Annotated in this window: 7 protein-coding genes; 2 read left to right on the forward strand and 5 right to left on the reverse strand. The window is 65.7% G+C overall.

Annotated elements, in window-relative coordinates; all coding sequences use genetic code 11:
* Positions 1-130: 130 nt before the first annotated feature.
* Positions 131-1447 carry an O-acetylhomoserine aminocarboxypropyltransferase/cysteine synthase family protein gene (locus tag LV28_RS47990; protein WP_023598227.1) on the reverse strand — a complete coding sequence of 439 codons (1317 nt, stop codon included), beginning with the start codon at positions 1445-1447 and terminating at the stop codon, positions 131-133.
* A 264-nt stretch (positions 1448-1711) separates the two neighbouring features.
* Here LV28_RS47990 and LV28_RS47995 point away from each other — a divergent pair, with 264 nt between their 5' ends.
* Positions 1712-2716, forward strand: coding sequence for a dienelactone hydrolase family protein (locus LV28_RS47995; protein ID WP_160117965.1), 1005 nt, complete (start codon positions 1712-1714; stop codon positions 2714-2716).
* Positions 2717-3100: 384 nt separating this feature from the next.
* Here the strand turns inward: LV28_RS47995 and LV28_RS48000 are convergent, their stop codons facing one another.
* Entirely contained in the window at positions 3101-3406 is a 306-nt protein-coding gene (locus LV28_RS48000; protein WP_023598229.1) for a DUF4148 domain-containing protein, read from the reverse strand.
* A 303-nt stretch (positions 3407-3709) separates the two neighbouring features.
* The gene (uvrA, locus tag LV28_RS48005) at positions 3710-9649 is read right to left on the reverse strand and encodes an excinuclease ABC subunit UvrA (RefSeq protein WP_038619367.1); all 5940 of its coding nucleotides are present in this window, start codon (positions 9647-9649) and stop codon (positions 3710-3712) included.
* Between the two features lie 298 nt (positions 9650-9947).
* Between uvrA and LV28_RS48010 the strand changes: the two genes are divergently transcribed.
* The gene (locus tag LV28_RS48010; RefSeq protein ID WP_052408620.1) at positions 9948-11645 is read left to right on the forward strand and encodes an SH3 domain-containing C40 family peptidase; all 1698 of its coding nucleotides are present in this window, start codon (positions 9948-9950) and stop codon (positions 11643-11645) included.
* Between the two features lie 144 nt (positions 11646-11789).
* Here LV28_RS48010 and LV28_RS48015 read toward each other — a convergent pair whose 3' ends face one another.
* Together LV28_RS48015 and LV28_RS48020 are read right to left on the reverse strand one after the other, a co-directional pair.
* Positions 11790-12143 (reverse strand): RidA family protein, encoded by a 354-nt coding sequence (locus tag LV28_RS48015; protein ID WP_023598232.1) that lies wholly within the window; start codon positions 12141-12143, stop codon positions 11790-11792.
* Positions 12144-12242: 99 nt separating this feature from the next.
* Positions 12243-12902, reverse strand: a complete 660-nt coding sequence (locus tag LV28_RS48020) for a TetR/AcrR family transcriptional regulator (protein WP_023598233.1) — start codon at positions 12900-12902, stop codon at positions 12243-12245.
* Positions 12903-12942: the final 40 nt, after the last annotated feature.

Raw genomic sequence — 12942 nt, forward strand, 5'->3', positions numbered from 1 at the left:
AATTTCATGACGGTCACATGGCGACGGCGCCGGTCGCTTGCCCGCCACCGGCTGCCGCGCATGATACGCCGTCAGAAACGACTGCCATCCGGGATTGGCACCCGCCGCGCCGCGCGGCACGGCGGCCCGTTCAGTTTCGTCGTGCTGTCAGTGCCTGATCGAGATCGGCGAGCAAATCGTCGATATGCTCGATGCCGATGGACAGCCGCACGGTCTCCTCGCTCACACCGGCCTTGCGCAGTTCCTCGGGCGAGAGCTGGCGATGGGTGGTCGACGCCGGATGCGTGGCGAGCGACTTGGCATCGCCGATGTTGACCAGGCGCGTGAAGAGCTGCAAGGCGTCCTGGAATGCGGCGCCCGCTTCGCGTCCCCCCTTCACGCCGAACGTGAGAATGCCGGGGCCGCGACCCGAGAGGTATTTCTCGACAAGCGCATGCTCCGGATGGTCGGGCAGACCGGCATAGTTCACCCACTCCACCTTCGGGTGCGTCTGCAGGAATTGCGCGACCTTCAGGGCGTTGTCGGTGATGCGATCGAGCCGTAGTGCGAGCGTTTCGATACCTTGCAGGATCTGGAAGGCGTTGAAGGGCGAGATCGCCGCGCCCGTGTTGCGCAGCGGCACCACGCGCGCGCGTCCGATGTACGCGGCCGGGCCGAACGCTTCGGTGTACACCACGCCGTGATAGCTCACGTCCGGCTCGTTGAGCCGCTTGTAGCGCGCCTTGTGCTCGGCCCAGGGGAACTTGCCCGAGTCGACGATGGCGCCGCCGAGGCTCGTGCCGTGACCGCCCAGGTACTTGGTGAGCGAGTGGACCACGATATCCGCACCGTGCTCGAACGGGCGCAGCAGGTACGGCGAGGGCACCGTGTTGTCGATGATGAGCGGAATGCCGTGACGATGGGCGATGTCGGCAAGCTTCGCGACATCGGTGACGTTGCCCAGCGGATTGCCGACCGATTCCGCGAAAATGGCCTTGGTCCTGTCGTCGATGAGCGGCTCGAAGGACGCCGGGTCGCGCGGATCGGCGAAGCGGGTGGTAATGCCCGAGAGCGGCAGCGTGTGCGCCAGCAGATTGTACGTGCCGCCGTAGAGCGCGCTCGCGGCGACGATGTTGTCGCCCGCTTCGGCGATCGTCTGGATCGCGTAGGTGACCGCAGCCTGCCCCGACGCGAGCGCCAGCGCCGCCACGCCACCTTCGAGTGCCGCCACGCGTTGCTCCAGCACGTCTTGCGTGGGGTTCATGATGCGCGTGTAAATATTGCCCGGCACCTTCAGGTCGAACAGGTCGGCACCATGCTGGGTGTCGTCGAAGGCGAAGGCCACCGTCTGGTAAATGGGCACCGCCACGGCGCGGGTGGTCGGGTCCGGTCGGTAACCGCCATGCACGGCCAGCGTCTCGAGACGCCATTGCGGGGCTTGCGGGGCTGCGTTCGTCTTCTCGGTCATGTCGAATGTCTCCGGACAGGTTTGGCGCTCTCTCTTTGCGGAGCGCATTGGTTAGGTATCCGAGGCCATTCTAAACGGCTGCCCGCTCCCGGCTTATCTTCGTTTTGCGAATGCTTGGCTGCGGTGAGTTGGGGACCCGGCAGGCGCGCAATCGTTCGTAATATGGGAGACGGCGCACGCGCTATCTGGCGCACCCGCGGCTGGCTATACTCGTCTCGCATCGGGTTCGCCGTGACGGCAGCCACGTTGGCGGCGTTGGCGGCGGTGGCAGCGTTCGTCGCGCTCATCGCATCGCACGGGGCCGATCCGGCACCGCGGGAGGCCCGCGACTTCAGGAGGCATTCGATCATGCTGCGCAGATTCGCCGTCGCACGCCCCCAAGGATTACCCGCTGTGCTTCGGGTCGGATTCGCCGCCGTCGCCTTTTCCGCGCTCGTCCTGAGCGACGCCGCGTTCGCCCAGCAGAAAGTCAGCCTGCCCTCGTTGGACACCGACGGCGACGGCAAGCCGGTGATGATCGACGCGTACCTGTTTCCCGTCGCAAACGCCACAAGCCCGACGCCCGCCGTCGTGTTCATGCATGGGTGCAATGGCATGTTCACGCGCAAAGGCGGCATCGACCGGCGCGAACTCGATTGGGCGCAGCGCTTCAATGCGCTCGGATACGCCGTGCTTGCGGTGGACAGCTTCACTTCGCGCGGGCAGGCCAGCGAGTGCCGGGGTGGCGGCACCGCGCGTGCCTCCGTCGAACGTCCGAAGGACGCCTACGGGGCATTGCGCTACCTGCAGCGCCAGCCCGGCATTCGCCCCGATCGCATAGCGCTGATGGGCTGGTCGCACGGTGGCGGCACGGTTCTGTTTTCCATCGGCCCCAGAGGCCCTGCCAGCGCCCCGGACGCCGCACAGCCTCCCGACTTTGCCGCCGCTGTGGCGTTCTACCCCGGCTGGTGCAACACGAGGGCGCAGGGTGTGGACTGGTCCACGCGCATCCCGCTGCTGGTGCTGAGCGGGGCCGACGATGTCTGGAGCAAAGCGGCGCCGTGTGAGGCCCTGATGCAGGACGTGATCGCAAGAGGCTCACCCGTTACCTTCCACCTCTATCCCGGCGCGGTGCATGACTTCGATTATCCGAACCTGCCGGTACGGCGCCGCCCGGAGTTCACCAATCCGGTCACGCATGTGGTGCCGATCACCGGCACGCAGCCCGAGGCGCGCGCCGACGCCATCGAGCGCGTCACCGCCTTTCTCGCCAAGGCCTTCGACAAATAGCGGCACACCTCGGATTTCCACAGGAAATCCACTGGCTTATCCACGCATTTTTGCCACTTATGCACCACCTGTTCACTGGATACCCACAGGTTACCCACCGCATTCAATCGCGTTTTCCCCGAGATATTCACTGGATATCCACGGGCTATCCACCGCTTTTCCAACGTACAGTCCACAGGGTTGCCCACACCTTTGGCACAGGTTGTACACAGCGTTATCGACAGGCTTGTCCACAGGCTGCGCCCGCTCGAATACCGGCGGACAAAACAAGATCGGCCGCCATAAGTGCGGCCGATTTGTCATCGGAGACGGCTACCCGGAGTCACGTTGCGCCCTGATGGCACAGGCTCACGGGGAATGCGAGTATCGCGATCGGTGCGGCAATCAGTTGCCGAAGTACGTGCTGCCAGCCTGGGCGATCTGACCGACCGAACCCGGCGTCACGCCGGCTGCGGCTGCACCGCCCGCCGTGGCGACCAGCTTCGGATACACCGAGTCATGCTGCTGGAGCAGGCCGGCCTGTTGCGCTTGCACCAGCTCGTTACGAACCTGTGCGCGGCTCAGCACGCTGGTCTGAGGAACCCACGAGAACTCCGACGGACCGTCGAAGGCATCGCTGGCAAAAGCCGAACCGGCTGAAACGGCCAGCATGGCGGAAATCAGGGCAGAGGTGATAAGAGTGCGCTTCATGAGGGTTTCTCCTGTCTGTTTGAAACGCGGCGATGTTCAATTCATCGTCGACAGTTGCAGTCTATTGCCATCATCATTCGCAATAAAGTCTATAGTCGTCTATTTTTAATTTCATTTTCAGAAACAATAAACGACAAACCACCGCAAGTCTTCGCAGGAGGCGTGGCGTGTGCTCACTTCGAATCATCGATTCGGGTTGGCGATCTCCGAATGAAAACGGGACACCCGTGGGTGTCCCGTGGTGATGAGGCACCGACGGCGGCTCGCGATGCGAGGCCGCCGGCCCATGCGTCGCACGATTTTCTATTTCGCCGTGGCGGTCGCGTCGAGCGATGTCTTCGCAGCGGTGCTGGCGCCGGGCGTTTGCGCCAGCACCGGTCTGAGCGCAATGCCGGTGTGACTCGCCGCCACCCTGGCCAGCGCATCGGGCGAAGTTGCCGCCACGACGGTGCCGCCGTCCTTGCCACCCTCCGGACCCATATCGACGATCCAGTCGGCCTCGGCAATCACATCCAGGTTGTGCTCGATGACGACGACCGTGTGCCCGCCGTTCACCAGACGATGCAGCACGTTGATCAAACGCGCCACGTCCGCCATGTGCAGGCCCACCGTCGGCTCGTCGAGCACGTAAAGCGTGTGCGGCGACTTCTGTCCGCGGCGGGTGACGTCGTCACGCACCTTGGTCAGTTCCGTCACGAGCTTGATGCGCTGTGCCTCACCGCCCGAGAGCGTCGGCGAGGGCTGGCCCAGCGTGAGGTAACCCAGCCCGACGTCCTTCATCAGTTGCAGCGGATGCGCAATGCTGGGCATCGACGCGAAGAACGCCACGGCCTCGTCGACCTCCATCGTCAGCACGTCGCCGATGCTCTTGCCACGCCACGTGACCGCCAGCGTCTCGGCGTTGAACCGCTGGCCGTGACAAACGTCGCACAACACCTTCACGTCCGCCAGGAAGCTCATGCCGATGGTGCGCACGCCTTGCCCCTCGCATGCCGGACAACGCCCCTCGCCGGTGTTGAAGGAAAAGCGCGAGGCGGAGTAGCCGCGTGCGCGCGCTTCGAGCGTATCGGCAAACAGGCGGCGAATCGTGTCCCAGAAGCCGATGTAGGTCGCCGGACAGGAGCGTGGCGTCTTGCCGATCGGCGTTTGATCCACTTCGAGCACGCGATCGATCGTTTCCCACCCCGTGACCGATTCGCAACCGTGCCACGCGTGGACCACCGGGCGACGCGGCTCAGCGGACGCCTCCGATTTCGCTCGCGGACGGCCGTCCGCCTTCACGGCATGGCGCACCGCTCCCTTGCGGGCGCGCCGTTCCGCCGGCGACGACAGCACGGAACGTCCCACGGCGTCGAGCAGATTGGTCATCAGCACGTCGCGCGCCAGGGTCGACTTGCCCGAACCCGACACGCCGGTAATCGCGGTGAGCCGCGAGAGCGGCAACGACGCCGTGACATGCTTCAGGTTGTGCAGCGTGGCGCCGTGGACGGTCAGCCAATGCGGCGGCACGGCATCGACGCCCTTCGCCGGGGCCACCACCTCGCGGCGCGGGGCGATCGGGTGCTGCAACGGATGCGCGAGGAACTGACCCGTCAGCGAATCGGGATGCGCCGCCAGATCGGCCACGTTGCCCTGCGCGACGAGCGTACCGCCGCGCTTGCCCGCCCCCGGGCCGATATCGATGATGTGATCGGCCCGGCGAATGGTGTCCTCGTCGTGCTCGACCACCACGAGCGTGTTGCCCTGATCGCCGAGCTTGCGCAGCGCGCTGAGCAGAATGCCGTTGTCGCGCGGGTGCAATCCGATGGTGGGTTCGTCGAGCACGTAGCAAACGCCCTGCAGATTGCTGCCGAGCTGCGCCGCGAGACGAATGCGCTGCGATTCGCCACCGGAGAGCGTCGGCGCTGCGCGATCGAGCGTGAGATAGCCAAGCCCGACTTCCTCCAGGAATTCCAAACGCCCCTGAATCTCGCTGATCAGATCGCGTGCGATGCTCGCGTCGCGCCCCTTCAGCTCGAGGCCCTGAATCCAGACGCGCACGTCGGTGACGGTCCACTGCGCGACATCGGAGATCGCATTCTTATCGAAGGTCACCGCGCGCGCGACCGGGTTCAACCGCGCGCCGTGGCAATCCGGACACGGCTGATCGCCGACGTCTTCCGGCTCCTGCTCCTGCGATGGCAGCGAATGCTCGCGTCCGCGATTGTCCTGATTGAGCACGGTGTCGTCGAACGCCTCGCGCTGCTCGCGCGTGAGCGCAAGCCCCGTGCCGACGCAAGTCGAGCACCACCCGTGCTTGCTGTTGAACGAGAACATGCGCGGATCGAGATCCGGGTAGCTCGTGCCGCACACCGGGCAAGCGCGCTTGACCGAAAACACCTCGATGTCGCCGACCCCTTCGCCCGCCCCTTCGCCCGGCTGAGCACCGTTCATGGCGTCGCCCAGGCCGTCGAGCGGTGCGAGCAGGTGCATCACGCCCTTGCCCAGTTCGAGCGCCGCCGCCAGTTGCGTGCGCAGCAGCCCTTCGTTCTCGGGCGTGACGACGACGTCGCCCACCGGCAGCTCGATGGTGTGCTCGCGAAAACGGTCGAGCTTCGGCCACGGGTCCACGGGCAGGAACACGCCGTCGACGCGCAAGTGGGTATGACCGCGCGCCTTGGCCCACTTCGCCAGATCGGTATAGATGCCCTTACGGCCGACCACCAGCGGCGCGAGCAAACCGACATGCTGGCCGCGACGATCGCGCATGAGCTGGGCCACGATGGAATCGGGACTCTGTGCCGTGACGGGTGCGCCGTCGTGGATACAGTGCTGAATACCGAGCTTCACGTAAAGCAGCCGCAGGAAGTGCCAAACCTCCGTCGTCGTCGCCACGGTACTCTTGCGCCCGCCGCGCGAGAGCCGCTGCTCGATGGCCACCGTGGGCGGAATGCCGTACACGGCGTCCACCTCCGGACGCCCGGCCGGCTGCACGATGGAGCGGGCGTAGGCGTTGAGCGATTCGAGGTAGCGGCGCTGCCCTTCGTTGAAGAGGATGTCGAACGCAAGCGTCGACTTGCCCGAGCCGGACACGCCGGTGATCACGCTGAACTTGCCGCGCGGAATGGCGACGTCCAGCGACTTGAGATTGTGCTCGCGCGCATTGACGATGCGAATGTCGTCGCCGCCCGCCGGCTTGCGATGCGCGCGCGCGGCGCGCAACGCCGTTTGCAGCGGCATGCCCGGATCGCCCGCCCTGGCCGCAACAGTCCGCGTCGGCGCCACCACGGTGCGTTCGTAATCCGCCAGCGCACGGCCGGTGTGCGAGCCCTCGCACGCCACGACGTCGGCCAGCGTGCCCGCGCACAACACTTCACCCCCGCCTTCGCCGCCTTCCGGCCCCAGGTCGATGATCCAGTCGGCCGCGCGCACCACATCGAGATTGTGTTCGATGACCAGCAGGGAATTGCCACCGTCGAGCAACTTGGCGAACGCCCGCATGAGCTTGGCGATGTCGTCGAAGTGCAGGCCGGTCGTGGGCTCGTCGAAGATGAAGAGGCGACCGCGATGCGCCACCTTCTGCCCGCTTGCCGTCTTCTTCTGCGCCGCCTCGGCGAGAAACCCCGCGAGCTTCAGGCGCTGGGCCTCGCCGCCCGAGAGCGTCGGGACCGGCTGGCCAAGCTTCACATACTCAAGGCCCACGTCCACGATCGGCTGCAATACGCGCAGCACGTCGCGATCCGAGGAAAACAGTTTGACGGCTTCGTTGACGGTCAGCTCGAGCACGTCCGACACGCTTAGCTCGCGCATCGCCTCGCCGGGTACGGCGCGCTGAATCTTCACGTCCAGCACCTCGGCGCGATAGCGTTTGCCGTCGCAATCGGGACAGCGCAGGTAGACGTCGCTCAGGAACTGCATCTCCACGTGTTCGAAACCCGAACCGCCACACGTCGGACAACGCCCGTTGCCCGAGTTGAAGCTGAACGTGCTCGCGTTGTAGCCACGTTGCAGGGCGACCGGCTCTGCCGCGAACAACTTGCGGATCTCGTCGAACGCGCCCACGTAACTTGCCGGATTCGAGCGCGCGGTTTTGCCGATGGGCGACTGGTCGACGAACACCACGCCCGCGAGTTGTTCGGCGCCGACGAGCGAATCGTGTGCGCCCGGCGCCTCGGTCGGATCGCCGAAGTGACGCGCGAGCGCCGGACTGAGAATGTCCTGCACGAGCGTCGATTTTCCGGAGCCCGACACGCCGGTCACGCACACGAGGCGCCCGAGCGGAATGTCGACGCTGACGTGCTTGAGGTTGTGCTCGCGCGCACCGGTGAGCGAGAGGCGCGGCGTGGCGTCGTCGACGGGACGCGCCCGCCAGTTCGACGCGTTGGCCACGTGCTTGCGCCCGCCCAGGTAACTGCCGGTCAACGTGTCGGCGCTGCGCACCTCGTCGGGCGTGCCGTCGAACACAATGCGGCCGCCGCGCTCGCCGGGGCCCGGCCCCATGTCGATGACGCGGTCGGCCGCGAGCATCACGGCCGGATCGTGTTCGACCACGACGAGCGTGTTGCCCGCATCGCGCAGCCGGTGCATGGCCGCAACGATACGGTCCATGTCGCGCGGATGCAGGCCGATGCTGGGCTCGTCGAGCACGAAGAGTGTGTTGACGAGCGACGTGCCGAGCGCGGTCGTCAGGTTGATACGCTGCACTTCGCCGCCCGAGAGCGTGCGACTCTGGCGATCGAGCGTGAGGTAGCCGATGCCCACGTCACACAGATACTTCAGGCGCGTGCCGACTTCTTCCTGCAACAGCTTCAGGGCGTCGTCGAGCAGGCTCGACGGCAAGGTCAGCGAATCGAAGAACTGACGCACGCGCGAAATCGGCATGAGCATCAGGTCGTGCATCGTCAGGCCCGGCAATGCCTCGAGCTGCTCGCGCGACCACGACACCCCACGCGGCATGAAGCGCTGTGCGGGAGGGAGCACGGCGTCCGCGTTTTCCTTGGTACCGAGGCGCCACAGCAGCCCTTCGGTCTTCAGACGCGCGCCGCCGCAGGTCTCGCACGTGGTGTAGCTGCGGTACTTCGAGAGCAGCACCCGGATGTGCATCTTGTACGCCTTCGACTCGAGATAGCCGAAGAAGCGACGAATGCCGTACCACTGCTTGTTCCACTCGCCCTTCCACTCGGGGTCGCCCTCGATCACCCATTCTCGATGTTCGGGCGAGAGCTTCGACCAGGGCGTATCGCGCGGAATGCCGGCCTTGCCCGCGTATTCGAGCAGATCGTCCTGGATTTCCTTCCATGCCGGCGTCTGGATGGTTTTCACCGCGCCGCCGCGCAACGTCTTGCGCTCGTCGGGAATCACCAGTCCGAGATCGACACCGATCACCCGGCCGAACCCGCGGCAGGCTTCGCACGCGCCGTAGGCGGAGTTGAACGAGAAGAGCGCGGGTTGCGGATCGGCGTAGTGCAGATCGCTGTCCGGGCAATGAAGATCCTGCGAGTAACGCCAGATCTCGGGCTCGCCTTCGTCAACCGGCAGATAGACATTCACGCGCCCGCGGCCGCGCTTGAGCGACGACTCGATGGCCTCCATCGCGCGCGCTTTCTCGGTGTTCTGCAAACGGAACCGGTCGGCAACGACGTCGAGCACCTTGCGGGCGCCCTCGGCCGTGGCGACCTCCCGCTCGGCCTGCACGCGCGTGTAGCCCGACGCCGAGAGCCATTGCTCGACCTCGTCGGGGGTGACGCTGGCGGGCAACTCCACCGGGAACGTGACGACCAGGCGCGGATCCCCCTGCGCGGTGCGTGCCATGAGGTCGGCGTAGATGGTCTCGGGCGTGTCGTGACGCACTGGCTGCGCGGTTTCGCGATCGAACAGCGCCGCCGCGCGTGCGTAAAGGAGCTTGAGGTGATCGTTGAGTTCGGTCATCGTGCCGACCGTCGAGCGCGAGCTGCGCACCGGGTTGGTCTGATCGATGGCGATCGCGGGCGGCACGCCCTCGACATGGTCGACCTGCGGCCGGTCCATGCGGTCGAGGAACTGGCGCGCATAGGCGCTGAAGGTCTCGACATAGCGGCGCTGACCTTCGGCGAACAGCGTGTCGAACACGAGGCTCGACTTGCCGGAGCCGGAAGGACCGGTCACCACCGTCATCTCACCGGTCTGGAGATCGACGTCGAGGTTCTTGAGATTGTGCTGGCGAGCGCCGCGAATGCGAATGGCGTGGCTGGCCGACGGGTCGGGTTTCGAGGAGGACTTATCCACTTGATATCGAGGCCGCTTGATTGACTGACGATGACAGCGTGACGTCTGACGGCGCGCGTACGCGCCTCGGGGGAACTACTGTATCAGGCCGATGCGTCAGTCGCTGGCAGCATCCGGACAACGCTCGGCACGGGTCGATTGTACTGTATATTTGTACAGCACCCGACCAATCCCCCACGGCCGGTGTTCCTTCTTCGAAAGCGTCGTTGCAACACCCGCCAGCCCCATGGGGCCCGGCCGGGATCGGTCGGGTCGCGATGGAGTAGCATGGCGACATCAAGGCTCTCTATCGCACGACATGGGTGCAATTCTCGCGACGCGCGGCGCCATCCGGCGCATGCGCATTCGTCTGACCCGCCGTGTCGGCTCGACGCGTACCGCCGACGGACCGCGCCCGACGACGCGGCACGCCAACCGTCTTCGCGCCATCGCGGCATTGCTGGTCCCGGCCGTCCTGCTGGCTGCCTGCGCGGTTGCGCCACAACCGCCCCGCACGTCCGCAATGCCCCCGGCCGCGACGTCGGTCACGCGCGAGAACATCGACCGCTTCCCCATCGAACATTACGATCAGGACGTCGATCACTGGATTCGCCCCGACGCGCCCGGCTATGACCGGCCACTACTTTCCTCGCAGGCACAGGCGCGACGTTTCGACGCGTTTCGCGCGCGCTACTTCGGTACCGCGCCGCGCGATCCGTCGCCATGGAACGGCACCTGGCTCGCCGCGTCGCTGCTCGATGCCGCAAGCCTGCGGCAGATCGGCGATTCCCAGGCACGGCGCGTCAGACGCTTCGACAATGGCGCAACCGGTGTGCGCAAAACGTACGGTGAGAATTTCCAGCCGCACACCGTCGCATGGATCCGGGCGCTCGAAGCCAACATGGCGCTCTCGCAACTCGATCCCGATCGGACGAATCCGGGATACGATCCGCGCCGTCGCGGCATCACGGTGGACAATGCGCTGGTGCGGCAACTGCCCACGAACGATCCCGCGTTCTACAACTTTCGCGAAGCGGGCGAGGGCTATCCGTTCGACGCCTTGCAGGACTCCGCGCTGCGTCCCGGCACACCGGTCTACACGCTGGCGCGCAGCGTCGACGGTGCGTGGCTGCTCGTCTATTCGCCCGACCTGATCGGGTGGGTCGACGCGCGCACGGTCGCATCGGTGGACGAGCGCTTCGTCACCACGTGGCGCAGCGCCGCCCTGCAACGGCTCGGTGCCATCGTGCGCGCCAATACGCCGCTCGCCGACGCCACCGCCGACGCCACCGACGCCCCGGCCCCGATATACCGGACGTTCGCACCGATCGGCACCGTACTCCCGCTCATCCGCGCCGCCGATGACCGCCAGGCCGCGATGTTCCCGGTGGCGGACATCGAGCGTCGCGCGCAGATCCGCACGGCTGCGCTCGACACCGACACCATCGTGGCGATGCCCTGGACCCTTACGCCGCGCCATCTCGCACAGGTAATGAAGCAGCAGATCGGGCGTCCGTACGGGTGGGGCAACACGCTCTTCTACAACGATTGCTCGGCCGAGACACGCAGCCTGTTCGCGCCGTTCGGCGTGTGGCTGCCCCGGCATTCGTCGGACCAGTTGCGCGCCGGAAAGCGCACCGACCTGCGCCACGCCGACATCGACACGCGACTGCGCACGCTCTCCGAGCAAGGGCGGCCGCTCATGACACTGATCCACATCAATGGGCACATCATGCTGTATCTGGGCAATGCCCAGCGAGATGGCGAGCGCGTGCCGATGACGTATCAGAACGTGTGGGGACTATTACCGGCCGACAACAGTCGCCGCAACGTGATCGGCGGCTCGGTGATACTGCCCTTGCTCAAGACCTATCCGGAAGATCCGGAGGCGCAGTCGCTCGCCGGCAAGCCGCTATTCGAAATCAGCGTGATCGGGGCGGAGGATGCGGCAGGACAACCTCGGGGAGAAGCCATACGGGCACCCGGTCTCGATTCGCAGGAGGAGATGCCGCAGTAGTGCTGGAGTGCAGTAGTGCAGTAGTGCAGTAGTGCGGACATTCGAAACCCCGACGGGTGAAGGCCGTTTTTCCGAGATGTACGAGGCGGGAAGCGGGGCTCGCGCGCCGTGCGCGACATCGCGAGCCCCGTGGACTGACGACGGTTACGCCAGGGCAGTCACGGCAATTTCCACATCGATACCGTCGCGCATGAGCGGCGACTGCACGCAGGCGCGCGTGGGCGCGTGGCCTTCCGGCACCCAGGCATCCCAAACGGCATTGAATTCGGCGAAGTGCCTGGCGTCCGACAGCCAGATGTTGGCCGTGAGCAGCCGCGTCTTGTCCACGCCGGCCTCGGCGAGCAGCCCGTCGATGCGCTCCAGAATCTGCTGCGTCTGCTCGGTAATCGACAAGAGGTTGACATCCGGCACCTGGCCGGCCAGATACACGACGCCGTTGGCGATCACGATCTGGCTCATGCGAGCGTTGGTGTGCAGACGCTTGATTTCGTTCGACATTGGGGGGCACCGTATAGAGAAAACGCGAGCCGGGAGTGGCCCGAGTGCCGCTATCTTAAACGACGGGTATCGCAACGCCCGCACGCCCCACGATTCGCGTCACTGCCGGATGAGCGCCATCGCGCAGTCGAGCACCGTGCGCTTCAGATCGGCCATGCCTTCCGGCGGCAGGAACGGCCCCATCATGTGCCGGTACGACACGGTCTTGCTGATGGCTGACGTCAGCATGAAGAACATCACGTCGGCATCCTGCACCGGTCGGTGCTGCGTGACGAGCCAGTCGGACACGAGCGGCACCATCGCATCGCGGTACGGCCGCACCAGCCGTTGCGTGATGATGTCCAGACGCTCGCCCTCCTCGGTGGCCGCGGTGGAGAAGAACATGCCGACGTCCGGGTTCTCGAACACCGCCTCCACGAACTCGCGCACCGCCTGCTCGAGTCGCTCCGCGGGCGCCATCTCGGACTGACGCAACAGGTGCGTTTGCTCGATCAGCGACTGCGTGAGCGTGGCGATCTGGTCGACGACGGCAATCCAGAGCGCTTCCTTCGAACCGAAGTGATGCGAAATCAGCGCCGCATCCACGCCCGACGCTTCGGCGATCTGCCGCACGCTGCTCGCATAAAACCCACGTTGAGCAAAAATACGCCGCGCGTTGAGCAGCAACGCATCGGCGCCATGCGCGCAGTCGCACGTCGGGCGTCCGCGGGAACGCTTGCGGGGTGAATCGGCTTGCGAGACGGCTTTTTCGGGAGTCATTGAGCGATGGGGTAACGATTTCGCGACAGCAATGCGCCAA

Source organism: Pandoraea pnomenusa (genome assembly GCF_000767615.3).
Lineage (GTDB): Bacteria > Pseudomonadota > Gammaproteobacteria > Burkholderiales > Burkholderiaceae > Pandoraea > Pandoraea pnomenusa.